This is a genomic window from Acuticoccus kalidii (genome assembly GCF_021556395.1).
In the GTDB taxonomy this organism is placed as follows: domain Bacteria; phylum Pseudomonadota; class Alphaproteobacteria; order Rhizobiales; family Amorphaceae; genus Acuticoccus; species Acuticoccus kalidii.
The window spans coordinates 379,849-405,839 of the sequence record NZ_JAKGCS010000036.1; the positions used below are offsets into that span (position 1 = coordinate 379,849).

Genomic DNA, 25,991 nt, shown 5'->3' on the forward strand with positions numbered 1-25,991 from the left:
ATGCTCTGAAATTGTTCGCTAGGTTGCCAGCGTCAACGTGAATTGCGTTGAAAATAAATCGCGACTGTAAAGACGACTCGTCTTCGTCGGCGAGCTGGAAGGAGAGCGGAAATGATGAGCGATCTTGGAAGGCGCGTCGCGTCAACTCGCTTCGCGTCGGTTTTGACTGCGGCGAGCATGACGGCGACGGCGCTGTGCTTCGGCGTCACCCAGGCTAACGCCGCCGACTATACGATGGCAATCGCCCATCTTCTGCCGGAGGACATGGAGAACGAGGTTCACCCCGCGCTCGTCCACTTCAAGCAGCTCGTGGAGTCGAAGACCGACGGCGCGGTCGAGGTCGAACTCTTCGGCGCGGGCCAGCTCGGCTCCGAGGTCGAGACCGGCAAGCAGGCCCAAGACGGGGCGCTGCTTCAGTCGACGGTGATCTCGTCGGGCGCGATGTCGTCCTTCTTCCCGAAATATCAGGTCATCACGGCGCCGTTCCTGTTCCCCGACTATCGCGTCGCGCACGCCTTCTTCGATGGGCCGTGGTTCGCGAAGTTCATGCACGGGTCGATCGAGGAGTCGGGCCTGCGCTATCTCGGCACGTTCGACGATGGAGGCGGCTTCGTCGCGTTCACCAACAACAAGCACCCGATCAAGACCGCTGCGGACATTGAGGGGCTCAAGATCCGCGTCGAGGAGAACCCGGCCCACGTCGCGACCATGAAGGCGCTCGGCGCCTCGGCGACGCCGCTCCCCTGGGGCGAGGTGATCACCGCGCTGTCCACCGGCCTCGCCGACGGCCAGTTCAACGCGCCGGGCGTGTCGAAGACCTGGAAGCTGTGGGAGGTGAACGACTACACCACGCTGTCCGGCCACGTGTACAACTCGCAGTCCTGGCTCGTCAGCGACAAGTGGTTCAAGTCGCTCCCCGAGGAATATCAGGAGGCGATCGTGACCTCCGCCCGTGAGGCGATCGAGATCGCGCACGGCATCTCGGCGCTCGCCGCGATCGAGGGCTGGGAAGCGTCCTGCGCCGAGTTCGACGAGTGCTATGTCCTCCCCGCCTCCGAGCGCGAGGCGATGGCCGAGATCGCCCGCCCGGCCTGGCGCGAGTGGATCACCAACGATTTCGGCCTCGACGCCGCTCTGGTCGACGAGCTCTTCGCCGAAGTCGAAAAGGTCAATGACGAGATGACCGCCGAAGAGATGGACCTTTACGCTAAGTAATACGTCCCCACCGTTCGCAACGGGCCGGCCTTCGGGCCGGCCCGTTTGTTTCCGCCCCTCCCTCGATCATCACGGTGGACTTATGCCGTTTGCCGAACGCCGCGCGTTTATCAGCGCGAAGCTGAACGAGTTGGTCACGACGGTCTGTGTCCTCTTCGTTCTGGCGATGCTGTCGATCTCATTCGCCGGCTTCTTCTACATGATCATCACCGGCAATGCGTTGTCGTGGACCTATTCCCTCGCGCGCCTGTTCATCCCGTGGCTCGGCCTGTTGTCGATCACGGTGGCGTTCGTCTACGGCGAGCACATCGCGATGACCTCGCTGCTCGGCATCATGCCGCGCCCGGTCGTGCGGGTGATCATGGCGATCAATTACGGGTTGGTCGCGCTCTTCGCCCTGATGATGATCTGGTACGGGACCAACTTCTTCCTCAGCTCCAGCGACGTCTACATGGTCTCCGATCAGATCCAGATTCATGCGCGCTGGGTGGTCGCGGCCGTTCCGCTGACCGGACTCGTCCTTCTCATCCATGTCCTTTGCGGGGCCGATCTGCTGTCCGCCGAAGACCCGATGGAGGAAGCCGAACATCTCGCCGCCGGCGATAAGGAGCCGCTCGCATGACGTCTGCCGTCGCCGTCTTCGTCGTCCTCATCCTGATCGGCACGCCGATCGCGCTCGTCATGGTGATGTCCGGCCTCGCCGGGGGGTGGGAGCTCGGGGGGATCCGCTTCCTCCAGATCATCTCCGAGCGCATGTTTTCGGGCGTCTCGGGCTATCTCCTGATGGCCATTCCCTATTTCATCTTCACTTCGGAGCTGATGAACCAGGCGGGCCTTACCGAGCGCCTCGTCGCCTTCAACAATGCGCTGCTCGGCCGGATTCGTGGCGCGCTCAGCCACGTCAACATCGTGGTGAGCCTCTTCTTCTCCGGCCTCACCGGCGCTGCGATCACCGACACCGTCGCGGTCGGCAAGATCCTCATCCCCGCGATGAAGAAAGAGGGCTACACCCCGGCCTATAGCGCCGCGGTGACGGCCTGCTCGTCGATCATCGGGCCGATCATTCCGCCGAGCGTCGTGATGGTCGTCTACGCGGCGATCCTGCGGAACGTGTCGGTGCTCGATCTCTTCGCGGCCGGCATTCTGCCGGGTGTCCTGATGGCGGTGTCGCTCCTCGTCGCGTCCGGGGTCATGGCCTGGGTGAAGAAGTTCCCGCGCCATGGCGATACCAATCTCAAGGCGGCGGCGAAGGCCTTCCTGCCGACGGTGCCGGCGCTGCTCGTCCCGGTGATCATTCTCGGCGGCATTCTGGGCGGATTCACCACCATCACCGAAGCCTCCGCCTTCGCCGCGATGTACACGATGATCCTCGGCTTCGTGTTCTACCGCACGCTGACGCTGCACAAGATCTGGCTCGCGCTCATCGCGACGGTGCGCTTTTCCGGCGTGGTCTTCTTCCTGCTCGCCGCGTCCACCGTGCTCGGCTGGTTCGTCACCCGCTCCGGCATCGCCCGCGACGCGGCCGACATGATCACCTCGGTGAGCGACAACTGGATCATCCAGATCATGCTGGTGAACCTCCTCCTCATCCTGCTCGGGACTGTCCTCGACGTGTTGCCCGCGCTGGTGGTGGTGGCGCCGGTTCTCGTGCCCGCGATGGTGCAGCTCGGCTTCGATCCGCTCCACTTCGCGATCGTGATGATCATCACCCTCAACGTGGCGAACATCACCCCGCCCGTGGGCATGACCTTGATGACGGCCTCACAAATAGCCGGGGTCTCGTACGAGAGAGCGATCTTGACATCGCTGCCCTTCTATCTGAGCCACCTCGCAGTGATCGTCATCGTTTCACTTTGGCCGGCGTTCGTGCTCTTCATCCCGAACCTTCTCGACTAATCGGCCGTACGGAGTCTCCCATGTCGCTCGACGAGCAGACCAATTCCACCGTCATCTCCGAGTACAAGGAGCGCACCCTGCGCTCCGCCGCGCTGGCGGCCACCGCGCGGGAGGTCTTTCCGAGCGGGATCACGCACGATTCGCGCTATATGCGGCCCTATACGATCTATGTCGATCAGGGGAAGGCAAGCCGGAAGTGGGACGTCGACGGCAACGAGTACGTCGATTATTTCGGTGGGCATGGGGCGTTGCTCCTGGGGCATTGCCACCCGCAGGTGACGGCGGCGATCCAGGACGCGGTCGTCGACGGCACGCAGTTCGCCGCGAGCACCACGCGCGAATTGCGCTGGGGCGAGCAGGTCAAGAAAATGGTGCCGAGCATCGAGCGCGTGCGCTTCACCGCCTCCGGCACCGAGGCGACGCACCTCGCGCTGCGCCTTGCCCGCGCCCATACCGGCAAGTCGAAGCTCGTCCGCTTCAAGACCTACTTTCACGGCTGGCACGATCACATGACGTCCGGCTACACGAGCCACTTCGACGGCTCGCCGACGGCCGGCGTCGTCGACGCGATCGCCGAAAGCGTCATCCTCCTGCCGCCCAACGACCTGCCCGCCGTGACCGAACTCCTCGCCTCGCGTGACGATGTGGCCGCGGTCATCATCGAGCCGACGGGCGCTTCGTTCGGCCGCGTGCCGATCGCGGAGGGTTTCCTCGAGGGTCTGCGCGCGGCGACCGAGAAGGCCGGCGTCCTCCTCATCTTCGACGAGGTGATCTCGGGCTTCCGCTGCGCGCCGGGTGGGGCGCAATCGGTCTACGGCATTCGCCCCGACCTCACGACGCTCGCCAAGATCCTCGCGGGTGGCCTGCCGGGCGGCGCGGTCGGCGGCCGGGCCGACATCATGGAGCGCCTCGATTTCTTCGCGGCCGAGGAAAAGGGCTTCGAGAAGATCCAGCATCCCGGCACCTTCAACGCCAATCCGGTGTCGGCCGCGGCCGGTCTCACCGCCCTCGAGATCATCGCGGCGACCAACGCGTGCGAGAACGCCAACGCCTACGGCGCGGAGCTGCGCGATCGTCTCAACAACCTCTTCAAGGCCGTCGGCTCGCCGTTCGCCGCCTATGGGACGTTCTCGTCCTTCCAGATCTTCCTCAATGTCGAGAAGCGGGCGATCGACCCGACGGACTTCGATCCCTTCTCGGTCCCCTATCAGGAGCTGAAGGCGGCGCCGCGCGAACTCGTCGACCGGCTGCGCATGGCGCTGATGATCTATGGCGTCGATATCGGCGGTTGGCCGGGTGGACTCATTTCCGCCGCACACAATGCCGACGACATGAGCCATACCCTTACCGCGTTCGAGAAGGCGCTTGCGCGCCTCGAAAACGAACCGGGCCTGTGAGTGTGGAGACCGCAATGAAGATCCAGGACATCGAGACCCCCGCCATCGTGATCGATGTCGCGAAGGTGGAGGCGAACCTCGCCCGTGCGCAGGCGTATGCCGATGCGAGCGGGCTGAAGTTGCGCCCCCACATCAAGACGCACAAGCTGCCGCTCTTCGCGTTGCGCCAGGTGGCGCTCGGCGCGGTCGGCATCACCTGCCAGAAGGTGGGGGAGGCCGAGGTGATGGCCGATGCCGGCGTCACCGACATTTTCCTGCCCTACAACATCATGGGCGCGAAGAAGCTCGACCGCCTCGCCGCGCTCCATGACCGCATCTCCCTGTCGGTGACGGCCGACAGCGCGGCGACTGTCGAGGGCTATGCGGGCCGCTTCACCGATCCCGCCCATCCGCTCCCCGTCCTCATCGAGTGCGACACCGGGGCGGGCCGTTGCGGGGTCCAGAATGCCGCCGAGGTGGTGGCGCTTGCCAAGCGGATCGACGCCGCGCCCGGTCTCCGTTTCGACGGTCTGATGACCTTTCCGCCGCGCCGGCAGACCGAGAAGGTGAACGCTTGGCTCGGCGAGGCGATCGCCGCGCTGAAGGCCGAGGGGCTCGACGTCAACCGCGTGTCGAACGGCGGCTCGCCGGACTATTATAACGCCGCCACCGTGACCAACGCGACCGAGCACCGGCCGGGCACCTACATCTATTCCGACCGGATGCAGGTCGGGTTCGGTGCCGGCACGATCGAGGATTGCGCCGCGACCGTGCTCGCCACCGTGGTGAGCCGTCCCGAGCCCAACCGGGCCGTCCTCGATTCCGGGTCCAAGGCGCTCGCCGCGGACCAGTGCGAGGCGGGCGGGCATGGCCATCTCGTCGAATATCCGGGCGCGGTCATCAAGTCGCTCAGCGAGGAGCACGCGGTGGTCGACGTGTCGGCCTGCGAGAGGAAGCCGGAGATCGGGGAGCGCGTGCGCGTCATCCCGAACCATGTGTGCCCCGTCGTGAATCTCTATGACGAGGTCTATCTGCTCGATGGCGACACCGTGCGCGAAGCCGTGCCGGTGGCGGCGCGCGGCAAGCTGCGCTGATTACTGGCAGACGTCGACCCATTCGGCGCCGGTGAGGGCGGCGAGGCGGTCGGTCGCGATGTGCACGGCCGAGTTCGTCGCCCCCGCGGCGGGCACCACGGTGTCGAAGCGCTGAAGCGAGACGTCGCAATAGATCGGGAGCGGGGCGGGGAGGCCGAACGGGCAGACCCCGCCGACCGGATGGCTCGTGATCTCCACCACGCGTTCGGGCGGGAGCATCTTGCCCTTGCCGCCGAAGGCCTGGCGCACCTTCTTGTTGTCGAGACGCGAGAGACCGCTCGCGACCACGAGGAGAACGCGGTCGCCGACGCCGAGGCAGATGGTCTTGGCGATCTGGTCCGGCTCCACCCGGTGCGCTTCGGCGGCGAGGGCGACGGTCGCCGAGCTCTCCTCGGTTTCGACGATGGCGATATCGGGGGCCTTCTCGGCGAAGAAGGCGCGGACGCTTTCAAGACTCATGGAAACGAACTGCTCAGTTGAATGCTGCGCCCGGTCGGCTCGCGGGTTGGGCGAAGACAAGGCGAGGCGAGGGAAGGCGCGGCCGGGCGATCCGGCCGCCCGGCACGTCGAGCCGGCGCCATCCTAGACGAGGCGAATGCCGCGCCGCCAGTCGCGGCGCGCATCCGTTCGCATCAGCGCAGATGTTCGTTGAAGAAGGCGATCGTGCGCTCTTCGGCGAGCTTCGCCGCCGTCTCGTCATAACGGGGCGTCGTGTCGTTGTGGAAGCCGTGATTGACGCCGTCATACATCTGCATCGTGTAGTCGGTGCCGGCGGCGTCGAGCGCTTCCTTGTAGGCCGGCCAGCCGGCGTTGATGCGCTCGTCGAGCTCGGCATACTGGATGAGGAGCGGGGCCTTGATGTCGGCGACGTCCTCCGGGGCGGGTTGGCGGCCATAGAAGGGGACGCCGGCCGCGAGCTCGGGATAGGCGACCGCGATCGCGTTCACCACGCCGCCGCCATAGCAGAAGCCGACCGCGCCGACTTTGGTCGTCTCGTCGAGCCCGTCGAGATACTCGAACGCGGCGAAAAAGTCGTTCATCAGCTTCTCGGTGTCGAGTTCGGCCTGCATCGCGCGGCCTTCGTCGTCGGTGCCGGGATAGCCGCCTGCCGGGGTGAGGCCGTCCGGCGCCATCGCGAGGAAACCCGCCTTCGCCAAGCGCCGCGTGACGTCCTCGATATAGGGGTTGAGCCCGCGATTTTCGTGGATCACCAGGACCGCCGGGCCGGGCGCTTCAAAGTTCGCGGGGCGGACAATATAGGCCTCGATCTCGCCGTGCCCGTTCGGGGAGGGGTAGGTGATCCGGCTCGTTTCGATGTCGGGATCGTCCGGGTCGACCTGGGCGGCGAGGGCATAGTCCGGCGAGAGTTGCTTCAAGAGCATCGTCGCCGTCAGGCCGCCGACGGCGAACTTTCCCGCGCGGTCCAGGAATTCCCGTTTCGAAAGGCGGCCGTGCGCATAATAGTCGTAGAGGTCAAGGAGCTCCTGCGGGAAGTCCTTCGCGGTCTTACGGCGTGGCGTCGTTTGCTGCATCTTACGATCCTCCGCGACGGCGCGATGGTGCGCCTTGCCGGAGAAACTGCGGCGACTGGCGGCAGTAATCCACCACCGGACGGCAAAATGTTCGTGAACGGCGCCCGCACGCCGCGGCGCGGGGCTTGGTCATCGAGACCGATCGAGACCGACTGAGACCGGCGCGCGCCGGCTAACCGCTTCTCTCAAAAGGCCATTTGTTGTTGAGGAGTGGTCCAGTTTGGAACAAGATTGATTCTGATCAATGCAATCGTTCCCGTCCGGGTGCGACGCAATGCGCGGACCATCATGGGAGGACGTGATGTCACGATCGCGCTGGAGCGCCGCCGCCGTCCTCGCGGTGGCCGGTCTGTCCGCGGGCGCCGCGCTGGCGCAGGATCCGTCGGTGACACGGGGGCGCTCGATCGCGCAGGCCTGGTGCGCGAACTGTCACGTCACCGGCGACGTCACGCAGGGCGACGTCCTCGCCGACGCGCCGGGCTTTCCCGAACTCGCGACACGGCCCGGCTTCGGTGCGGACTATATCGCCCGGGCGCTTCTCATCCCGCACCCGGTGATGCCGGACATGCCGGTCACGGACGCCGATTTCCGCGCCCTCGCGGCCTATATCGCGACGCTGAAGCCCGCCGCACGGAGCGACGCCGCGCCGGTTGAGACCGAGGCAGCGGAAGGGGCGCCGAGCGGGACCGCCCCGACCGAGCCCGCCACGACGGCCGAGCCCGCCACGACGGCCGAGCCCGCCGCGACGGCCGAGCCCGCCGCGACGGCAGGGGTCGCGCCGACCGGCGACGCCATCGCCGCCGGCGAGGCGATCCTCAGCCGGGATTGCGCGCTCTGCCACGCGATTTCCGGGCCCGGACCGAGCCCGATCGCCGACGCGCCGCCATTCTCGACCCTATCGGAGAATTATCCCGTCTCCTTCCTCGAGGAGGCGCTCGCGGAGGGGATCATGGTGAACCACCCCGAGATCGAGATGCCGCAATATCAATACGACCCCGACGAGATCGCCGCGATCATCGCCTATCTCGAATCGGTGCAAGCGCCGGAATAGTCACCGCGCCGGATCCCGCCAGGGTTTGACAGGGGCGACCTTCGAGACGAGCCTCGACCTCCGCCTGAGGCTCAACGAAGAAGACCTATGACCGCCCCCATTCTCGCCATCGACCAGGGCACCACGTCGACCCGCGCCATCGTCTTCGACGGAGCGGGTCGGATCGTCGGCGTCGGCCAGCACGAGTTCAAGCAATATTTCCCGCGCTCCGGCTGGGTCGAGCACGATCTCGACGAGATCTGGGCGACCACGGTGCGCACGGTGAAGGAGGCGCTCGCGGAGGCGAAGCTCGACGCGTCCGAGATCGCCGCGATCGGTATTACCAATCAACGCGAGACGGTCGCGGTGTGGGAGCGGGACACGCTGAAGCCCGTTCACAAGGCGATCGTCTGGCAGGATCGACGCACGGCCGAGCGCTGCGCCGCGCTCAAGGCGGAAGGCCTCGAGCCGATGGTCACGGAGAAGACGGGTCTTCTCCTCGACCCTTATTTCTCCGGCACCAAGCTCGCCTGGCTCCTCGACAATGTGGAGGGGCTCCGGGCCCGCGCGGAGGCCGGCGAGGTGGTGTTCGGCACGATCGACACCTTCCTGATCGCAAGGCTTACCGGCCGCTTCGCGACCGACGTGACCAACGCATCGCGCACGCTTCTCTACGATATCGGCCGCCAGCGTTGGGACGAGGATCTGATGAAGATGCTCGGCGTGCCCGCCGCAATGCTCGCCGAGGTGGAGGACAACGCGGCCGATTTCGGCACGACCGACCCCGCCCTCTTCGGCGCGGCGATCCCCGTGCGGGGCGTCGCGGGCGATCAGCAGGCGGCCGTCATCGGCAATGCCTGCTTCGAGCCCGGCATGGTGAAATCGACCTACGGGACCGGCTGTTTCGCCTTGATCAACACCGGCGAGGAGCGCGTCGCCTCGAAGAACCGCCTCCTCACGACGATCGCCTACCGGCTCGACGGGAAGACCAATTATGCTCTCGAAGGCGCGATCTTCGTCGCCGGAGCGGCGGTCCAGTGGTTGCGCGACGGGCTCGGCATCATCGAGGCGGCGGCGCAGTCGGGCGAGCTCGCGGCGAACGCCGATCCGCATCAGACGGTGATCATGGTGCCGGCCTTTGTCGGCCTCGGCGCGCCACATTGGGACGCGGACGCGCGGGGCGCGATCTTCGGCATCACCCGCAACACCGGGCCGGCCGAATTCGCGAAGGCGGCGCTCGAGAGCGTCGCGCTTCAGACGCACGATCTGCTCGCCGCGATGCGCAAGGATTGGGGCGCCGGACACGGCGAGGAGACGGTGCTTCGTGTCGATGGCGGCATGGTCGCCTCGGACTGGGCGATGCAGCGGCTCGCCGACATTCTCGCCGCCCCGGTCGACCGGCCGGTGATCGGCGAGACGACCGCGCTCGGCGTCGCATGGCTCGCGGGCTCCGCCGCCGGCGTCTGGCCCGATCAGGCGGGGTTTGCGAAGGCATGGGCGCGCGATCGCCGCTTCGAGCCGCAGATGGCAGAACCCGAGAGGGACAAGCTCATCGCGGCCTGGAAAGACGCCGTGTCGCGGACCCTCACGCACCGCACCTGACGGTGGAGCGCGCGGCGACGGAGGTCACCGCGCCGCGTCCGCTTTGACTATGCCGGCGTGAAGGCATATGGCGGCGGCGCGACGCCGGGCGGGGCGCAACCGTCGGCCTGAAGCGGCTCCCGTCGCCGAGGCGGACGCCACGATGGGGGCATGGCGGGGCGCGGATGCGCGCACCCGTCTCGGAGGTTTGTCTTGGGCGACGAGTTTGACGACCTCATCCTGGAAGCGGAGCGGCGGACGGAACGCCTGATCGCACTGTTGCGCGTTCTGATCGCGGTCTCGCTCGGGGTCGTGCTCTACTTCGCGGTGATCGACGACGCGCCGGATTGGAGCATCCTGCGCTCGACGGCGATCCTCGTCGCCTGGGCGACGCTGGCGGTCTATGCGGTGATCGGCATCGTCGCCCGCCTCCTGTCCCGTCGCGGCCGATTTCGGCGCTACTACGCGCTGGTCTTCGCCGTGCTCGATGTCGTCTTCGTCGTGTTCAGTCTTCATCTCTCGGCGGTCAATTGGGGCCTCACCTCGGCCTATCTCGCGGCGCTGCCGACCGCGTGGATCGTCCCGATCGTGATCGCGTTCGGGGCGATGCGCTATTCGGTCTGGCTGCAGGTTCTGACCGGCTTTCTCCTTCTGCTCGGCATCGCCTGGGCGAGCGCGCCGACGGTGACGGGGTCGATCTTCGTGATCGACGCGGTCCCGCCGGGCTCGCTCGCGGGCATGTTCGGCGAGATCGGCAATTCGCTGCGGCTCGCGATGCTGCTGCTCGCCTGCACGGTGATCACGGTCGCCTCGGCGCGGACCCGCCGCCTCGTCCATCTCGCGATCGAGCAGGGCCAGCGGCGGCGCTCGCTGACCAAATTCATGCCGCCCAAGGTGGCGGAGATCATCGAGTCGAGAGGCGCTGCGGAACTGCGCGCCGGTCGCCGCCAGCAGGTCGGCGTCCTCTTCGTCGACATTCGCGGCTTCACCGCCCGCACCGAGAGGATGCCGCCCGAAGCCGTCAGCGCCTTCCTCACCCATTATCGGGCCGAACTGCGCAAGGCGGCGGACCAGTCGGGCGGGGTGATCGACAAGTTCGTCGGCGACGGGGCGATGATCGTCTTCGGCGTCCCGAAGCCGCACGAGAGCGAGGCCGCGCTGGCGCTCGAATGCGGACGCGATATCTGCCGGCGCATCGCCGCCTGGTCGGACGCGCTGGTCGCGAGCGGGGAGGAGCCGGTCCGCGTCGGGATCGGCATTCACTGCGGCGAGGCCTTTGTGGGCGCGGTCGGCGACGAAGAGCGGCTCGAGTTCACCGTCATCGGCGACACCGTGAATGTCGCGGCCCGGATCGAGGATCTGAGCCGCACCCTGAAGGCCGATATCGTCGCCACGGCGCCGGTTCTTGCCGAGGCGGGAGAGGCGGGAGGCGCGTGGCGCGAGCTCACCGAAGTCGCCATCCGCGGCCGCTCCGAGCCGGTGACCATCTACGCGACCGGCTGCGCGCCTTGCTCCATCGCGGAGGGAGAGGCAAGGGCCTGATCGGCCCGCGAAAGGGGGGCGCCGGAGCCGAGGGTGCGGCAAATCGGTCCACGACGTTTGTGCGAATCACGTTTTGACACAACCCATCGGTGATGGCCTACTTCCGAACAATGAGAGCCAAAGGCTCCGTTTTGTTTGGGAGGACATGCATGAGCACGGCACTTGCCGTCGTCCATGGGAGATTCGGGCGCGCGTCGCTCTACCGGTTGAGCAAACCGCTCGCACCGCACGCGCACCGGGAAGGTCATCTGATCTTCCTGATCGACGGTCGGCCCGCCACCGTGGGGGTCGAAGGAAAGGACTATACGCTCGACCGCGACCATGCGGTCGCCGTGAGCCCCTGGCAGCCGCACGAGTTTCGACCCGGCGATCTCGGCAAGGGCGCGATCTTTCTGACGCTCTACATCGCGCCGACCTGGTTCATGGAGGCCTCGAGCGCGCGGGGCCACGCGATGATGCGCTTCGGCGCGCCGCTGATCCGAATGGACGCGCCCCTGTTCGACCTCGCGCGGACGGTCGCCGAGCGGATCGGCAATGGTGAGGCGGGCCCGGCGCTCAACGATGCGATCCACGATCTGACCGCCTACGCCTTCGAGGAAACCTGGTCGATCGGCCGCCGCCAGCCGCCGATGTGGCCGCGGATGAACGATTTCCGCATCCGCAACGCCGTCCGGCTGATGAACGAGCGTGTGACGGATGCCTGCATTCTCGACCGGATCGCGCGCGATGCGGGCCTGTCCCGGCCGCATTTTTATAAGTTGTTCCGGCAGAATATCGGCCTGACGCCGAACATGTACCTCAACACGCTGCGCCTCGAACGCTCGATCGTCCGCCTCACGCGGTCCGACGATCCGGTGACGGCGATCGGCCTCGATCTCGGATTTGCGAGTCAGGCGAGTTTCACGCGCTTCTTCTCCAACAATATCGGCATCGCGCCGACCGATTATCGGCGCGTGTCGTTGGTCGCGGGCTGAGCCGCACCGACCGACAAAAGTCGAGACTTTCGGGTACGTCGTTCGCGAAGCGGCTCGGTATTGTCGAGCTTCCGCCGGGACTTGTTCTCGGCGGAGCGATTTCTCGCAGGGGATAGGATGGTCCGATTCGCCGAGCGTCGCCCGTTTTGGGCCGCAGTCATCGTGCTGGCGGTCGCCGTGTTGCTTTGGGCGATCTTCGCACCCTGGCCCGAGGCGCTCGAGGACGTGGTCGGCCGTAAGAAAATCTTTCTGAACGCCCTCTTCAACGGGATCACACTCGGCGCGCTCTACTTCTTGGTCGCCTCCGGCTTCACGTTGATCTTCGGGTTGATGAAGAACGTCAATCTCGCCCACGGCTCGCTCTATATGCTGGGCGGCTATATCGGCTACGAGGTCGCCGACGCCACCGGCTGGTGGCTCCTGTCCTTCCTCGTCTCCTTCGTCGTCGTCGGCGCGATCGGCGTTCTCCTCCAGCTCTTCGTGTTCGCGCGGATGGAGGGGCAGGATCTCAAGCAGACGCTGGTCACGATCGGCATTTCGATCGTCATCGCCGACATCATGCTGTGGATCTGGGGCGGCGATTTCTACCAGATCCTGACGCCGGACTGGATCACCGGGCCGATCGAGTTGCCCTTGATCACCGGCATCTCGCGCCGCTCCGGCGAATATATCTACCTCACCTATCCGGTGGTCCGCCTCGTGATCCTTCTCGCGGCGATCGCGATCGGCATCGGCATGTGGCTCGTCCTCAACCGCACGCGCATCGGGATGCTGGTTCGCGCCGGGGTGGACGACCGGGACATGCTGTCGGCGACGGGCGTGCGCATCCAGCGTGTCTTCATCCTCGTCTTCGCCTTCGGAGCCGGGCTCGCCGGGATCGCGGGCGTGATCGGCGGCACGTTCCAGTCGATGGCGCCGGGGGAGGATATCCGCTTCCTCCTCGCCTCGCTGGTGGTGGTGATCGTCGGCGGGATGGGCTCCATTCCGGGCGCGGCGCTTGGCGCGTTGCTCATCGGCCTCGCCGAGCAGTTCGGCTCCGTCTACGCCCCGACCTACGCGGTGGTGCTGACCTTCCTCATCATGGTCCTCGTCCTCGCCTTCCGCCCGCAAGGCCTCATCGCGGTGAGGCGCTGACATGGCCGTCATCGAGGAAGCCGCTCCGCGCGCGGTGCGCTGGTGGGACGTCTCGCGCATCCCTGTCCAGTATTATGTGCTCGGCGTGATCCTCCTGATCCTGCCGGCGATATCGGGCGATTTCGTCCTGCGGCAGATCTTCTCCTGGGCGATGATCCTCGGGATGATCTCGCTCTCGCTCATGTTCCTCGCCGGCTACGGCAACATGGTGAGCCTCGTCCAGATGACGGTGGCGGGCGTCGCGGCCTACATGGTGGCGATCTTCGGAACGAGCGCGATCGACACGATCAGTTTCGGCTGGCCCTGGTGGGTGGCGGCGCCGCTCGCGGTCCTCGTCGCCGTCGTCTTCGGCACGCTGTCCGGTGCGCTCGCGGTGCGGACCGAAGGCATCTACACGATCATGATCACGCTCGCGATCGCCGCGGCGATGTTCTATCTCGTGCGCCAGAACTACACGCTGTTCAACGGCTTTTCCGGCCTCAACCAGGTGCGTGCGCCGGTCTTTCTCGGGGTCGACTGGCGGGCGCCGGTGCCGTTTTATTATCTGACGCTCGTCTGGGCGGTGCTGGCTTATTTCGCCGTCGTCTACGTCTCCCGCTCGCCGTTCGGCCTCGCGCTTCAAGGGGTGCGGGACAATGCGCGGCGGATGGCGGCGCTCGGCTTCAACGTCACCGCCCACCGGATCACCGCCTACGCCTTCTCGAGCCTGATCGCGGGGATCGCCGGCGTCCTCCTCGTGTGGCTGAACGGCCAGGTCTCACCCGGCACGATCGCCGTCGGGCCGGCGATCGATATCCTGATCATCGCGGTGGTCGGCGGGCTCGCCCATCCGATCGGGCCGTTTTTGGGGGCGATCCTCTACGTCCTCCTGCGCACCTTCGCGCTCGACGTCCTCGTCGCGTTCGGCCTCGGGGGGGAGCGGTTCCAGCTCCTGATCGGGCTCGGCTTCCTGGTGATCGTGTTCTTCTCGTCGGACGGCATTCTGGGCCTGTGGCGGCGCTATCGTGAACGCGCGCGGCGCGACCCGGTGACGGGGGAGGCGCGCGATGGCTGAAACCGTCGCCTCGCGCCTGTCGGCGACCGGCACCGCGAACGCGCTCGAACTGCGCGGCGTCTCCCGGCATTTCGGCGCGCTCGTCGCCCTCGCGGACATCTCGATGACCGTGCGGCCCGGTGAGCGGCGCGCCGTCCTCGGCTCCAATGGTGCCGGCAAGACGACGCTGTTCAACTGCATCACCGGCGATTTCGCGCCGACGACCGGCACCATTCGCCTGTTCGGCGAGGACGTCACGGCCTTTCCGCCCTATGAGCGGATCCGGCGCGGCCTCAGGCGGACCTATCAGATTTCGCTGCTCTTCACCGGCCTCTCGGTCCTCGACAATGTCTATCTCGCCTGCCGCGGCGTCTCGCGCGGGCGCTTCTCGCTGATCCGTCCGCGCCGGAACGACGCGCTCCTCCAATCGGCGCACGATCTCGTCGACGCGGTGCACCTCACCCCGGTGCGCGACACGCTGGTCGCCAATCTGTCCTACGGCCAGCAGCGCCAGCTCGAGATCGCCCTCGCGCTCGCCGGCGCGCCGCGCTTCATCCTGTTCGACGAGCCGGCCGCCGGCCTCTCGCCGACCGAACGGCGCGAGCTGATCGACATCCTCACCGGCCTTCCCGAGCATATCGGCTACATGATCATCGAGCACGACATGGACGTCGCGCTCCGCGTCGCCGAGCGGGTGACGATGATGCACAATGGCCGCATCTTCAAAGAGGGCGCCCCGCGCGAGATCGAAGAGGATCCGGAGGTCCAGGAACTCTATCTCGGAGGCGGTCATGGCGGCCACTGATCGCGCCATCGGCCCGCCGATCCTCGAGGTGAGCGGCCTCAACGTCTATTATGGCGCCTCGCACGCGCTGCAGGGCGTCGACCTCACGCTCCAATCGGGCGTCCTCTCCGTCGTCGGCCGCAACGGCATGGGCAAGACGACCCTCTGCAAGGCGATCATGGGGATCGTCCCGTCGTCCGGCTCGATCCGCTTCGCCGGGGAGGAGATCCGCGGCAAGAGCTCCACCGAGATCGCCCGTATGGGGGTCGGCTATGTCCCGCAGGGGCGGCGCCTCTGGCGCTCGCTGACGGTCGACGAGCATCTGCGCATCGTCGCCGGTCGCGGAGCGGGGCCGTGGTCGATCGAACGGATCTACACGACCTTCCCGCGCCTTGCCGAGCGCAAGCAGAATGGCGGCGGCCAGCTCTCCGGCGGCGAACAGCAGATGCTCGCCATCAGCCGCGCGTTGCTCCTCAACCCCAAGCTCCTCGTGATGGACGAGCCGACCGAGGGCCTCGCCCCGGTGATCGTCGCGCAGGTCGAGGAGATGCTCGTGCGCCTCGGCGAGGAGGGCCAGCACGTACTCGTCATCGAGCAGAATATCGGCGTCGCGACCGAGGTCGCGCCGAACGTCGCCATCATGGTGAACGGGCGGATCGACCGGCTCCTCGATGCCGGCCAGCTCGCCGCCGATCGCGACCTGCAACAGCGCCTTCTCGGCGTCGGCCGCCATGCGCACGACGAGACGCCCGAGCCGGAGGCGCAGGACGCCGGCGCCGTCACGGCACCGAGCGGCCCGCGCAAGATCTACCTGTCCAACCCCGAGACGCCGACGCGCTGGTCGCGCCCGGTTCCCGTCCGCCTCCTCGAGCAGCGCGCCCGCACGGTGTCCGAGCTGCCGCGTGTCGGTGGCGGCGCGGAGGCGGAGCTGCGACCGCTCGCAGCGCCCGGCGAGCGGGTGGTGATCGTCGCCGGAACGCTCGACACCAAGGGTGCGGAGCTGCGCTATATCCGCGACATCATCCGCGGCCACGGCCTGCCGGTGCGTCTCGCCGACCTGTCGACGAGCGGGGCGCATTCGGGTGCGGAGATCCCGGCCCATCAGATTGCCGCCTTCCACCCGCGCGGCGCATCGGCGGTGTTCACCGCCGACCGCGGCGCGTCCGTCGCCGGCATGACGCTCGCCTTCGAGCGGTGGATCGCCCGCCAATCCGGTATTTCCGGGATCATCGCCGCCGGCGGCTCGGGCGGTACGGCGATGGTCGCGCCGGCGATGCGGCGTCTTCCGGTCGGGATTCCGAAGCTCATCGTCTCGACGGTCGCCTCGGGCAATGTCCGCCAATATGTCGGCGCGTCCGACATCACGATCATGCATTCGGTCGCCGACGTGCAGGGCCTGAATGCGATCACGCGCAAGGTGCTCGCCAACGCCGCGCACGGGCTCGCCGGCATGGTCGCCGGCAGCGAGACGGCGAGCCCGGCCGGGCTCCCCGCGATCGGCATCACGATGTTCGGCGTCACCACACCGTGCGTGCAGCAGATCACCGCCACGCTGAAGGGCGAATATGACTGCCTCGTCTTCCACGCCACCGGCATCGGCGGCCAGGCGATGGAGATGCTCGTCGATTCGGCGATGGTGAAGGGCGTCATCGACGTCACCACCACTGAGATCTGCGACATGATGATGGGCGGCGTCTTCCCCGCGACGGAGGATCGTTTCGGCGCGATCATCCGCACGAAGATGCCCTATGTCGGCTCCGTCGGCGCGCTCGACATGGTGAATTTCGCCGCGCCCGAAACGGTGCCCGAGCGCTTTCGCGGCCGCAATCTCTATCATCACAACCCGCAGATCACGCTGATGCGCACGAGCGCGGAAGAAAACGCGCGGATGGGCGTGTGGATCGGCGAGCGGCTCAACCAGATGGACGGGCCGGTGCGCTTCTTCCTGCCCGAAGGCGGGGTGTCCGCGCTCGATCGGCCGGGCGGTCCGTTCCACGATCCGGCGGCCGATGCCGCACTCTTCGACGCGCTCACCCGCACCGTGCGCCAGAGCGAGACCCGCCGGCTGATCCGACTTCCCCACAACGTCAACGATCCCCCTTTCGCTGCGGCGTTGGTGGATGCGTTCAGAACGATCGGCGGCGGACGTCAGCCGCGCCGGAAGGCAGGATGATGATGGACCGGACGAGCCTCCTCGCGAAGTTCCAGGCCATGAAGGCGCGCGGCGAGCCGATCATCGGCGGCGGCGCGGGAACGGGCCTGTCGGCCAAATGCGAGGAAGCGGGCGGGATCGACCTCATCGTGATCTACAATTCCGGCCGCTTCCGTATGGCCGGCCGCGGCTCGCTCGCCGGTCTCCTCGCTTATGGCGACGCGAACGCCATCGTCATGGACATGGCGCGCGAGGTGCTGCCGGTCGTGAAGCACACCCCGGTCCTTGCCGGCGTCAACGGGACCGACCCGTTCCGCGTGATGGACACCTTCCTCGACGAGGTGAAGCGCACCGGGTTTGCCGGCGTCCAGAATTTCCCGACCGTCGGCCTGATCGACGGCGTCTTCCGCGCCAACCTCGAAGAGACGGGCATGGGCTACGGCCTCGAGGTCGAGATGATCGCGACGGCGCGCGAGAAGGAGCTTCTGACGACGCCCTACGTGTTCAGCGAGGGCGACGCGGAGGCGATGGCGAAGGCCGGGGCGGACATCATCGTCGCCCATCTCGGCCTCACCACCGGCGGCTCGATCGGCGCGGAGACGGCGGTGACGCTGGAGGAGGCGCCCGCACTCGTCGACGCCTATGCCGGCGCGGCGCTCGCGGTGAACAAGGACGCGATCATCCTCGTCCATGGCGGTCCGGTCGCTTTGCCCGATGATGCCGCCTTCGTCCTCAAGAACACCAAGAATTGCCACGGCTTCTACGGCGCCTCCTCGATGGAGCGCCTGCCGACCGAAATCGCCCTCACGGAACAGACGCACGCATTCAAGAAGATCGGCCGGTGAGCCGGCGGACACGAAGGGAGGATCGTTATGACGGGTGAACTCATCGGTGAGCTCATCCTTTGGCTCATCCTGGCGGTCATCGTCATCTTCGTCATCTACTGGGTGATGAATTGGCTCTATCGCCGGTCGACCAAGGAAACCGCGTTCGTTCGCACGGGCTTCATGGGCGAGAAGGTGGTGATCGACGGCGGCGCGTTCGTCTGGCCGATCATCCACGACATCACGCCCGTCGCGATGCACACGCTGCCGCTCGAAGTGATGCGGGCGAGCGAGAACGCGATCATTACCAAGGACCGGATGCGCGTCGACGTGGAGGCGGAATTCTACGTCCGCGTCCGACCCTCGCGCGATGCCGTCTCGCGCGCCGCGTCGACGCTCGGCCGGCGCACCACCGATCCCGACCGGCTCCAGCCGCTCCTCGCCGGCAAGTTCGAATCGGCCCTGCGCACCGCCGCCGCCGAGATGGGGATGGGCGAAATCCACGAGCAGCGCGGCCGCTATGTCGCCCGCGTTAAAGAGCTCGCCCAGGAGGCGCTCGAGCAGAACGGCCTCGAGCTCGAAACCGTCGCCATCAAGGATATCGACCAGACGGCGCTCGAATTCTTCAACCCCTCCAATCGCTTCGACGCCGAAGGTCTCACCGAGCTGATCCGCGAGATCGAGGCGCGGCGCACCCTGCGCAACGAGATCGAACAGGATTCGATGATCCGAATCCGCGCGCGCAATCTGGAGGCGGAGAAGGAAGCGCTCAACATCGAGCGCGACTCCGAACATGCGCGCCTCGAACAGGAGCGCGAGCTGGAATTCCGCCGCGCCCAGCAGCGCGCCGAGATCGCCCGTGAACGGGCCGAGCGCGACACCGAGGCCGAGCGCGCGCAGATCACCGCGCGCGAGGCGATCGAACTCGCGCGGATCGCCAACGAACAGTCGATCTCCGAGGTCCGCATCCAGTCCGAGCGGGAGATCCGCCAGCGCGAGATCGACCGCCAACGGGCGATCGACGCCGCCGAGATCGCCTCCCGCCGCGACACGGAGACCGCCCGCATCGAGCAGGAGCGTGCCGTGTCCGAGGCGCGCATCCAGAACGAGCAGGAGGTCGAGGCCCGCGAGATCGCCCGCCGCCGCCTGATCGAAGAGACCGAGATCGCCGCCCGCGAGGCGACCGACCGCGCCCGGATCGAGCAGGAACGCGCCGTCGCCGAATCGCGCATCACCAACGAGCAGGAGACGCGGGCGCGCGAGATCGAGCGCCAGCGTGCGCTGGAGGCCGCCGAGATCTCGGCGCGCGAGGACACCGAGAAGGCCCGCATCGCACAAGACCGCGCCGTCAACGAGGCCGAGATCCTCGCCCGCGAGGCGATCGAGAAGATGCGCATCGCCGAGGCCGCCGGCACGAGCGAGGAGCGCATCGCCAACGACAAGCGGGTGAGGGCGCTCGAGATCGAGCGGCAACGCGCGCTGGAGGAGGCGGAGATCGCCGCCGCACAGGCGATCGAGGCCGCCCGCATCGCCCGCGAAAAGACCGTCGCCGCCGATCGCATCGCCTTCGAGCAGGACGTGCGTGAGCGTGAGATCGCCCGCAATCGTGCGGTCGACGAGGCCGATATCGCCGCCCGCGAGACGGTGGAGACCCGCCGCATCGCGATCGACCGGAAGATCGACGAGGACCGGATCACGGCACGCGAGGCCGTCACCCTCCAGGAGACGCAATCGGGCGAGCGCACCGAGGTCGCCCGCATCGGTCAGCAGCGCACCGTGGACAAGGAGCGCATCAACGCCGAGGGCGAGACGCGGTCGCGCGAGATCGAGCGAAACGAGGCGATCCAGTCCGCCGAGATCGCCTCGCGCCGGCTCGTCGACCAGGTCCAGATCGAGAAGGAAGCCGAGACGGCGCGCGACCGGATCGCCCGCGACGAGGCGATCCGCCAGCTCGAGATCGTCCGCAACCGCGTCCTCGACGAGGCGCAGGTGATGGCGGACGAGGCGGTGGAATCGGCCCGCATCGCGCAGGAGAAGATCCTGAAGGCGGAGCGGATCGCGGCCGAGCAGGATTCGCGCGAGCGTGAGATTTCGCGCGAGGGCGCCGTCGAGGCCGCCGACATCCGCCGGCGCGACATGACCGAGCGCCAGCGGATCGAGATGGAGCTCGGTCTCGAGATCGAACGCATCGCCTCCCAGCAGGAGCGCGAAATCTCCGATATCGACCGTCGCCGCGTGGTCGAGGAGGCGGACGAATCCCGCATCATCGATCTCGCCGGCAAGAAGGCCGAGCGGGCCGGCGCCGACGCCAAGGTGCGCCGGGCCGAGATCGAGGCGGGCCGCGATATCGAGCGCTCCGATATCGAGCGCGAGAAGGTGCTCGACGCGGTCAAGCTCGAACGCCGCCGGGCGACCGAGCAGCTCGAAATCTCCCGCGTCCAGGCGCTGCGCGAGGCTGAAATCGCCTCCACGGAGGAGATCGAGCGCGCCCGCATCGCCTCCGAGCGGGGCCTCGACGAAGCGCGCATCGGTCACGAGACCGAGCGCCGCCGCCGCGAGGTCGCCCGCGAGCGCGAGGTCGAGCTCGCCAACATGGAGAAGGCGATCGCCCTTTATGCGAAGTCGCTGGAGGAGACCGCCGCGCGGATCGAGGCGGACAACGCCCGCGCTCGCGCCGCCGAGGCCGAGGAGCGCGTCAAGACCGTGCGCGAGACGGAAGAGGCGCAGCGCAGGAAGTCGATCGACGTCCTGATGGCGGAGAAGGCCGCCGAGGAGGCCCGTTTCGCCGCCGACGCGGAGAAGGTGCGCAAGGCCGTCGAGGCGGAGGCGCAAAAGCTCATCAACGAGGCGGAGAACGTCCTCACCGACGGCTCGCGCGCCTCGCTCTTCCGGCGCCGGCTGCTGGAGCGGATCGAGGGCATCGTCGCCGCGTCGGTCAAGCCGATGGAGCGCATCTCCGACATTCGCATCGTCCAGCTCGATGGGGCGAACGGCGGGGGCTATCCGAACGGGGACGGCACCAACCGTTCGGCGACCGACGAGGTGATCAACTCGGCGCTGCGTTACCGCGTCCAGGCCCCGCTGATCGACAATCTCCTCGCCGATCTCGGCATCGAGGGCGGCAACCTGTCCAAGATGGGCGGCCTCATCCGCGAGGCGAGCGACATGCAGCGCATCGCCAAGGACGCGAGCCGCGGTGGCGGCTCCGGCTCGGGTGGCGGCTCCGGCTCCGGCGGCGCGTCGGGTGGCGGCGCGGGCTCAGGGGCTGCGGCGACGACGGAGACCGCCGGCTCAGCCGGTGACGGCAGCGAGCGGAAGGGCGAATAGATGCCGCGCGTCTACGTCTCGAGCGTGATCAACGCCCCCGCTCCCTCGGTCTGGGAGCGGGTGCGGGACTTCAACGCCTTGCCCCGCTGGCATCCCCGCATCCGCGAATGCCGGATCGAGAACGGCGAGCCGGCCGACAAGATCGGCGCCGTGCGCGACTTTCGCCTTCAGAATGGCGACCGCATTCGCGAAAAGCTCCTCGGCCTTTCCGACTACGATCTCTTCTGCACCTACGCGATCCTCGAAAGCCCGATGCCGCTCACCGACTATGTGGCGACCTTGCGCCTCACGCCGGTGACCGACGGCGACCGGACCTTCGCCGAATGGACGGCGGAGTTCGAATGCGCCGAGGAGGCGGCCGACGATCTCGTCGCCGGGATCGGCCAGAACGTCTTCCAGGCGGGCTTCGACGCCCTCAAACGCCATTACGCGCGCTAGCCATGGTGAAGGTCGTAAAAAGCACCATCATCGATGCCCCGGTGGAAGCGGTGTGGGAGGTTCTGCGCGACTTCAACGGCCACGATCGCTGGCACCCCGCCGTCGTCGACAGCCAGATGGAGCGCGGCGCTCCGACCGATAAGGTCGGCGGCGTGCGCCGCTTTCACCTCGCCGACGGGTCCGAGTTGCGCGAGCAGCTCCTGACGCTTTCCGACCTCGACATGGCCTTCACCTACTGCCTGCTCGACACGCCGATCCCGCTGCTCAATTATGTCGCGCACGTCCGCCTGTCGCCGGTGACCGACGGCGACATGACCTTCTGGCACTGGGAATCGCGCTTCGACACCCCGCCCGGCCGCGAGACGGAGCTTCGCGACCAGGTCGCCGAGAACATCTATGCCGCCGGGATGGAGGCCGTCCGCGCCCATATCGCCGGCGACGACGGGACGGGCGCCCGATGAACCGCCCTCGATCTCTCGCAAATTCCGCGGCGCGGCGCCGCCAAGGAGCCCCGACATGCCGATAGAGGTCCGCACCCACGCGACGCTCGCTGAGACGGCGCGCGCCTTCGCCGCCTCGCGCGGCGCGCATATCTTGGGCGGCGGCACGGTCCTGATGCGGGCCGTGAACGCGGCGGACCCGTCCGTCGCGACGATCCTGCGCCCGGCCGATCCGGTGCTGCGCCAAATTCGCACCGAAGGGCGGGAGATCGCGATCGGCGCCGGGGTGACGATGGCCGAGATCATCGCCCATCGTGAACTCGGATTCCTCGCCCCCGTCGCCCGGCTCGTCGGCGGGCCGCAAGTGCGCACCACCGCCACCATCGGCGGCAATCTCTTCGCCGCCGCGCCCTATGGCGACGTCGCGGGCGCGCTCCTCGCCCTCGGGGCGAGCGTCGTGACGGGTGAGGGGCGGCGTATGCCGCTCGACGATCTCTTCCGCCCGCACGCGCCGCGCGCCTTCGTCGCGACGATCCTCGTCGCCCCTTCGCGCGACTTCCATTTCGTGAAGGTGAGCCGGGTGCGGCCGAAGGGGGTGTCGGTGATGTCGATCGCGGCGAACCTGCCGCGTCCGGGCGGCCGGCTTCAGGATCCGCGCATCGTCTTCAACGGGATGGGCGCGCGGCCGATGCGGGCCGTGGCGGCCGAGCGAGCGCTGTCCGGCCAGCCGCTCGACGCCGCCACCATCGCCCGCGCCGCATCGCTCGCCGCAGAAGGCCTCGCCCCCGAGGACGACGCGATCGCGAGCGCCTGGTATCGCCGCGAGGTCGCGCCCGTCCACCTGCGCCGCCTCCTCGAAGGAGCCGCATGATGGCCAAGACGCCCATCCGCTTCAGCCACAATCGCGAGGAAAAGGCGGTGTTCGTCGACGAGGGGGCGAACCTTCTCGACGTATTGCGCCGCTCGATCGGCGATCTCACGCCGAAATATGGTTGCGGGCAGGGAACCTGCGGCGCCTGCACCGTCCTCGTCGACGGAGCGCCGCAGCTTTCCTGCCTCACCCTCGCCGAGACCGTCGACGGACGCGCCGTCGACACCGTCGCCGGCCTCTCGGACGGGGCGCGGCTGTCGGCTCTGCAACGCGCCTTCATGGACAATTTCGCCGCCCAGTGCGGCTATTGCACCGATGGAATGCTGATGTCGGCGACCGCGCTTCTGAAGCACAATCCGCGGCCGACGCGGGAGGAGGTCGTCGAGGCGATCTCCGGCAATCTGTGCCGCTGCACCGGCTACGAGGCCATCATCAACGCCATCCTCGACGCGTCGCAAGGCGGCGCGCGCCGCACGGGGTAGGGGCCATGCCCATCGAGTTCCGCAAGGATTATTTCGCCGACGAGCGCGACGACGACCTCAACGAGATCGGCAAGCCGACCCAGCGTCAGGACATGACGGGCCACGTCACCGGCCGCTCGCCGTTCTATGACGATCACCAGTTCGACGGCCTCACCCATATTCGCTGTGTCCGCTCCCCACACCATCACGCGCGGATCCGCCGGGTCGACGCCGCGGCGGCGGAGCGGATGGCGGGCGTGCGCCGCGTCATCCTCGCGCGGGACGTGCCGCACAATCTCAACACGCTCCTGTCGCTCCTCGATTTCGGCCTCGACGACGAGGAGCTGATCGCGAGCGAGCGCGTCGCCTATCGGGGCGCGCCGGTCGCGGCGGTGGTCGCCGATACCGAGCGCCAGGCGCGCGAGGCGTGCGCCGCGATCCGCGTCGATTACGAAATTCTGCCGCACGTTCTCGACGTCGAGGAGGCGATCAAGCCGGGCGCGCCCGCCGTCAACGACGCCTATCCCGACAATCTCTTCGTCTATCACGGCAAATACGACCATCAGAAGCTGCGCTATGGCGATGTCGATGCCGCCTTGCGCGAGGCCGATCACGTCATCGAGGGGCGCTATCAGATGTCGCCCATCGAGCAGGCGCCGATGGAGACCTGCGGCGCCATCGCCGCGCCGGAAACCAACGATCGTTTCGTCTGCTACACGTCCACCCAGGCGCTGTTCTTCTCGCTCGGCACCGCGGCCAAGCTCCTCGATGTCTCGTCCGCGCGGCTTCACTTCATCGGCGGCACGGTGGGGGGCGGGTTCGGCGGCAAGGTCGATTCCCTTCACGAGCCGCTCGCGATCCTCGGCACGATGCTCACCGGCCGGCCGTGCAAATATATGTTCGACCGGGAGGAGGAGATGCAGGTCGGCGCCCCGCGCGGGGCCGAGCGCTGGTATCTCACCGACGGGGTGATGAACGACGGCCGCATCGTCGCCCGCAAGTTCATCGGCTATTTCGATGCCGGGGCGACGACGCGGCTCTCCTCCTACGCGATCATCAAGGCGGCCGGGCATTTGCCGGGGCCCTACACGATCCCCAACGTCTACGCCGATATCTACTGCGTCTATACCAACCGCACGCCCGCGACGGCGATGCGCGGCTTCGGCATCACCGGCGTCGATTTCGCCATCGAATGCCATATGGACGAGGTGGCCGAGCGGGTCGGGATGGATCCGATCGAATTGCGCATCCTCAACGCCTATCGCGATGGGGACATGAAGGCCCATCGCCGTCTCGCGAAGAACACCGCCCTCATCGAATGCTGCCAGGTTGCCGCAGAAAAGGCCGGCTGGGGTCTTTCCGACGCCGCCCGCCTCGCCTCTTCGCTCCGCGATGGAGGCGGCGCGCGCGCCGAGCTGCCGCGTTTCACCGCGACGGACGAGAATGGCCGCGTCTCCGGCTATTCCTCGGGCAGCTACGCGCGTGGCGACGGGGCGGGTACGGCACGTGGCGAGAGCCCGCCGCCGCCCGCCCGCAGCGCGCCGCCGCCGCCACCGCGCCAGCGGCCCGAACGGGCGAAGCCTGACGCTCCGGCGTATCGCGAGCCCCAACGGGAGCCGGCTCCGGCCACGGCCGGTCCCGAGCGGGCGCCGCCGTCGGCAGAGCCGCATCGGCCCGATCCGAACCGCACCGAGCCGCGACGCGGGCCGACCCGCTTTTCCTCGATCTCCGGCTTCAGGAGGCGGTGATGAGGATATCTCACAGCCGCCGCGCGCCCCTCGCCCTCACCGCTTGGTCGGTGCAGAATGCGCCGGAGTATGATTCAGGCGAGGTGATCCATGGTCGAGGCGACATGTCATTGCGGGGCGGTGCGGATCGCCTTTCCGAAGCTCGATCTCGCGAGCGCGCGGCGCTGCGATTGCTCGATGTGCCGGCGGCGCGGCGCGATCGCGGTGACGGTGCCGCGCGAGGATCTCACCATCGTCTCCGGCGAGACGCTGCGCCTTTACCAGTTCCACACCCACACGGCGGAGCATTATTTCTGCTCGGTGTGCGGGATCTACACCCATCATCGTCGCCGTTCCAATCCGAACGAATGCGGGGTGAACATCGCCTGCGTCGACGGGGTCGACATCCGGTCCGTCGAATGGAGCTGGGTCGACGGGGCCAATCACGAGAACGACCGCATCCCGGAGACCTGATCGGGGCGGACGCGCGCCGGATTTCGGACGGCGCGACCTTCGCCTCGCGGCCCGCGGGGCGGCTGGCAGGCGCGCAAAGACGGGCC

The 25,991-nt window shown here is 67.6% G+C and carries 23 protein-coding genes; 21 read left to right on the forward strand and 2 right to left on the reverse strand.

Going from position 1 to position 25,991, the window contains the following annotated elements:
* Positions 1 to 177: 177 nt before the first annotated feature.
* The 5 genes from L1787_RS22750 (at position 178) to L1787_RS22770 (ending at position 5,581) form a co-directional block, all read left to right on the forward strand.
* The gene (locus tag L1787_RS22750; protein WP_235711399.1) at positions 178 to 1,215 is read left to right on the forward strand and encodes a DctP family TRAP transporter solute-binding subunit; all 1,038 of its coding nucleotides are present in this window, start codon (positions 178 to 180) and stop codon (positions 1,213 to 1,215) included.
* 82 nt (positions 1,216 to 1,297) lie between these two features.
* Positions 1,298 to 1,837: a TRAP transporter small permease gene (locus L1787_RS22755; protein WP_235711400.1), complete on the forward strand. Its 540-nt coding sequence runs from the start codon at positions 1,298 to 1,300 to the stop codon at positions 1,835 to 1,837.
* Positions 1,834 to 3,111: a TRAP transporter large permease gene (locus L1787_RS22760; protein WP_235711401.1), complete on the forward strand. Its 1,278-nt coding sequence runs from the start codon at positions 1,834 to 1,836 to the stop codon at positions 3,109 to 3,111. The genes L1787_RS22755 and L1787_RS22760 overlap by 4 nt, the downstream gene beginning before the upstream one ends.
* Before the next feature lie 20 nt (positions 3,112 to 3,131).
* Entirely contained in the window at positions 3,132 to 4,508 is a 1,377-nt protein-coding gene (locus tag L1787_RS22765) for an aspartate aminotransferase family protein (protein ID WP_235711402.1), read from the forward strand.
* Between the two features lie 14 nt (positions 4,509 to 4,522).
* A complete protein-coding gene (locus L1787_RS22770) occupies positions 4,523 to 5,581 on the forward strand; it encodes a D-TA family PLP-dependent enzyme (protein WP_235711403.1) in 1,059 nt (352 codons plus the stop codon).
* On the opposite strand, the gene L1787_RS22775 is transcribed toward L1787_RS22770, so the two are convergent.
* Positions 5,582 to 6,040 carry a YbaK/EbsC family protein gene (locus L1787_RS22775; RefSeq protein WP_235711404.1) on the reverse strand — a complete coding sequence of 153 codons (459 nt, stop codon included), beginning with the start codon at positions 6,038 to 6,040 and terminating at the stop codon, positions 5,582 to 5,584.
* 173 nt (positions 6,041 to 6,213) lie between these two features.
* Positions 6,214 to 7,113, reverse strand: coding sequence for a YghX family hydrolase (gene yghX, locus L1787_RS22780; RefSeq protein WP_235711405.1), 900 nt, complete (start codon positions 7,111 to 7,113; stop codon positions 6,214 to 6,216).
* A gap of 301 nt (positions 7,114 to 7,414) precedes the next feature.
* Here yghX and L1787_RS22785 point away from each other — a divergent pair, with 301 nt between their 5' ends.
* The 16 genes from L1787_RS22785 (at position 7,415) to L1787_RS22860 (ending at position 25,905) form a co-directional block, all read left to right on the forward strand.
* Complete coding sequence (locus L1787_RS22785) at positions 7,415 to 8,164, forward strand: cytochrome c4 (RefSeq protein ID WP_235711406.1); 750 nt, start codon at positions 7,415 to 7,417, stop codon at positions 8,162 to 8,164.
* A gap of 87 nt (positions 8,165 to 8,251) precedes the next feature.
* Positions 8,252 to 9,745, forward strand: coding sequence for a glycerol kinase GlpK (glpK, locus tag L1787_RS22790; RefSeq protein ID WP_235711407.1), 1,494 nt, complete (start codon positions 8,252 to 8,254; stop codon positions 9,743 to 9,745).
* Between the two features lie 192 nt (positions 9,746 to 9,937).
* Complete coding sequence (locus L1787_RS22795) at positions 9,938 to 11,266, forward strand: adenylate/guanylate cyclase domain-containing protein (RefSeq protein WP_235711408.1); 1,329 nt, start codon at positions 9,938 to 9,940, stop codon at positions 11,264 to 11,266.
* A 149-nt stretch (positions 11,267 to 11,415) separates the two neighbouring features.
* The gene (locus L1787_RS22800; protein ID WP_235711409.1) at positions 11,416 to 12,240 is read left to right on the forward strand and encodes a helix-turn-helix transcriptional regulator; all 825 of its coding nucleotides are present in this window, start codon (positions 11,416 to 11,418) and stop codon (positions 12,238 to 12,240) included.
* A gap of 117 nt (positions 12,241 to 12,357) precedes the next feature.
* On the forward strand, positions 12,358 to 13,374 hold the full coding sequence (locus tag L1787_RS22805) for a branched-chain amino acid ABC transporter permease (RefSeq protein ID WP_235711410.1): 1,017 nt from the start codon (positions 12,358 to 12,360) through the stop codon (positions 13,372 to 13,374).
* A gap of 1 nt (position 13,375) precedes the next feature.
* Positions 13,376 to 14,428, forward strand: a complete 1,053-nt coding sequence (locus L1787_RS22810) for a branched-chain amino acid ABC transporter permease (protein WP_235711411.1) — start codon at positions 13,376 to 13,378, stop codon at positions 14,426 to 14,428.
* Positions 14,421 to 15,212, forward strand: a complete 792-nt coding sequence (locus tag L1787_RS22815) for an ABC transporter ATP-binding protein (RefSeq protein WP_235711412.1) — start codon at positions 14,421 to 14,423, stop codon at positions 15,210 to 15,212. The genes L1787_RS22810 and L1787_RS22815 overlap by 8 nt, the downstream gene beginning before the upstream one ends.
* Entirely contained in the window at positions 15,199 to 17,364 is a 2,166-nt protein-coding gene (locus L1787_RS22820; RefSeq protein WP_235711413.1) for an ABC transporter permease, read from the forward strand. The genes L1787_RS22815 and L1787_RS22820 overlap by 14 nt, the downstream gene beginning before the upstream one ends.
* On the forward strand, positions 17,364 to 18,188 hold the full coding sequence (locus tag L1787_RS22825; protein ID WP_235711935.1) for a phosphoenolpyruvate hydrolase family protein: 825 nt from the start codon (positions 17,364 to 17,366) through the stop codon (positions 18,186 to 18,188). The genes L1787_RS22820 and L1787_RS22825 overlap by 1 nt, the downstream gene beginning before the upstream one ends.
* Positions 18,189 to 18,215: 27 nt before the next feature.
* Positions 18,216 to 21,494, forward strand: coding sequence for a flotillin family protein (locus tag L1787_RS22830; RefSeq protein WP_235711414.1), 3,279 nt, complete (start codon positions 18,216 to 18,218; stop codon positions 21,492 to 21,494).
* Positions 21,495 to 21,932: an SRPBCC family protein gene (locus L1787_RS22835; RefSeq protein WP_235711415.1), complete on the forward strand. Its 438-nt coding sequence runs from the start codon at positions 21,495 to 21,497 to the stop codon at positions 21,930 to 21,932. It abuts the gene before it with no gap.
* 2 nt (positions 21,933 to 21,934) lie between these two features.
* The gene (locus L1787_RS22840) at positions 21,935 to 22,393 is read left to right on the forward strand and encodes an SRPBCC family protein (protein WP_235711416.1); all 459 of its coding nucleotides are present in this window, start codon (positions 21,935 to 21,937) and stop codon (positions 22,391 to 22,393) included.
* Between the two features lie 55 nt (positions 22,394 to 22,448).
* Complete coding sequence (locus L1787_RS22845; RefSeq protein ID WP_235711417.1) at positions 22,449 to 23,243, forward strand: FAD binding domain-containing protein; 795 nt, start codon at positions 22,449 to 22,451, stop codon at positions 23,241 to 23,243.
* Positions 23,243 to 23,725, forward strand: a complete 483-nt coding sequence (locus L1787_RS22850; RefSeq protein ID WP_235711418.1) for a (2Fe-2S)-binding protein — start codon at positions 23,243 to 23,245, stop codon at positions 23,723 to 23,725. The genes L1787_RS22845 and L1787_RS22850 overlap by 1 nt, the downstream gene beginning before the upstream one ends.
* Positions 23,726 to 23,730: 5 nt before the next feature.
* Positions 23,731 to 25,452: a xanthine dehydrogenase family protein molybdopterin-binding subunit gene (locus L1787_RS22855; RefSeq protein WP_235711419.1), complete on the forward strand. Its 1,722-nt coding sequence runs from the start codon at positions 23,731 to 23,733 to the stop codon at positions 25,450 to 25,452.
* Between the two features lie 90 nt (positions 25,453 to 25,542).
* Entirely contained in the window at positions 25,543 to 25,905 is a 363-nt protein-coding gene (locus tag L1787_RS22860) for a GFA family protein (protein ID WP_235711420.1), read from the forward strand.
* Positions 25,906 to 25,991: the final 86 nt, after the last annotated feature.

Excerpts from the sequence above, each read along its gene's own strand:
- L1787_RS22750 (WP_235711399.1), top strand. The coding sequence starts at position 178 with ATGACGGCGACGGCGCTGTGCTTCGGCGTCACCCAGGCTAACGCCGCC.
- L1787_RS22755 (WP_235711400.1), top strand. The coding sequence starts at position 1,298 with ATGCCGTTTGCCGAACGCCGCGCGTTTATCAGCGCGAAGCTGAACGAG.
- L1787_RS22760 (WP_235711401.1), top strand. The coding sequence starts at position 1,834 with ATGACGTCTGCCGTCGCCGTCTTCGTCGTCCTCATCCTGATCGGCACG.
- L1787_RS22765 (WP_235711402.1), top strand. The coding sequence starts at position 3,132 with ATGTCGCTCGACGAGCAGACCAATTCCACCGTCATCTCCGAGTACAAG.
- L1787_RS22770 (WP_235711403.1), top strand. The coding sequence starts at position 4,523 with ATGAAGATCCAGGACATCGAGACCCCCGCCATCGTGATCGATGTCGCG.
- L1787_RS22775 (WP_235711404.1), bottom strand. The coding sequence starts at position 6,040 with ATGAGTCTTGAAAGCGTCCGCGCCTTCTTCGCCGAGAAGGCCCCCGAT.
- yghX (WP_235711405.1), bottom strand. The coding sequence starts at position 7,113 with ATGCAGCAAACGACGCCACGCCGTAAGACCGCGAAGGACTTCCCGCAG.
- L1787_RS22785 (WP_235711406.1), top strand. The coding sequence starts at position 7,415 with ATGTCACGATCGCGCTGGAGCGCCGCCGCCGTCCTCGCGGTGGCCGGT.
- glpK (WP_235711407.1), top strand. The coding sequence starts at position 8,252 with ATGACCGCCCCCATTCTCGCCATCGACCAGGGCACCACGTCGACCCGC.
- L1787_RS22800 (WP_235711409.1), top strand. The coding sequence starts at position 11,416 with ATGAGCACGGCACTTGCCGTCGTCCATGGGAGATTCGGGCGCGCGTCG.
- L1787_RS22805 (WP_235711410.1), top strand. The coding sequence starts at position 12,358 with ATGGTCCGATTCGCCGAGCGTCGCCCGTTTTGGGCCGCAGTCATCGTG.
- L1787_RS22810 (WP_235711411.1), top strand. The coding sequence starts at position 13,376 with ATGGCCGTCATCGAGGAAGCCGCTCCGCGCGCGGTGCGCTGGTGGGAC.
- L1787_RS22815 (WP_235711412.1), top strand. The coding sequence starts at position 14,421 with ATGGCTGAAACCGTCGCCTCGCGCCTGTCGGCGACCGGCACCGCGAAC.
- L1787_RS22820 (WP_235711413.1), top strand. The coding sequence starts at position 15,199 with ATGGCGGCCACTGATCGCGCCATCGGCCCGCCGATCCTCGAGGTGAGC.
- L1787_RS22825 (WP_235711935.1), top strand. The coding sequence starts at position 17,364 with ATGATGGACCGGACGAGCCTCCTCGCGAAGTTCCAGGCCATGAAGGCG.
- L1787_RS22830 (WP_235711414.1), top strand. The coding sequence starts at position 18,216 with ATGACGGGTGAACTCATCGGTGAGCTCATCCTTTGGCTCATCCTGGCG.
- L1787_RS22835 (WP_235711415.1), top strand. The coding sequence starts at position 21,495 with ATGCCGCGCGTCTACGTCTCGAGCGTGATCAACGCCCCCGCTCCCTCG.
- L1787_RS22840 (WP_235711416.1), top strand. The coding sequence starts at position 21,935 with ATGGTGAAGGTCGTAAAAAGCACCATCATCGATGCCCCGGTGGAAGCG.
- L1787_RS22845 (WP_235711417.1), top strand. The coding sequence starts at position 22,449 with ATGCCGATAGAGGTCCGCACCCACGCGACGCTCGCTGAGACGGCGCGC.
- L1787_RS22850 (WP_235711418.1), top strand. The coding sequence starts at position 23,243 with ATGGCCAAGACGCCCATCCGCTTCAGCCACAATCGCGAGGAAAAGGCG.
- L1787_RS22855 (WP_235711419.1), top strand. The coding sequence starts at position 23,731 with ATGCCCATCGAGTTCCGCAAGGATTATTTCGCCGACGAGCGCGACGAC.
- L1787_RS22860 (WP_235711420.1), top strand. The coding sequence starts at position 25,543 with ATGGTCGAGGCGACATGTCATTGCGGGGCGGTGCGGATCGCCTTTCCG.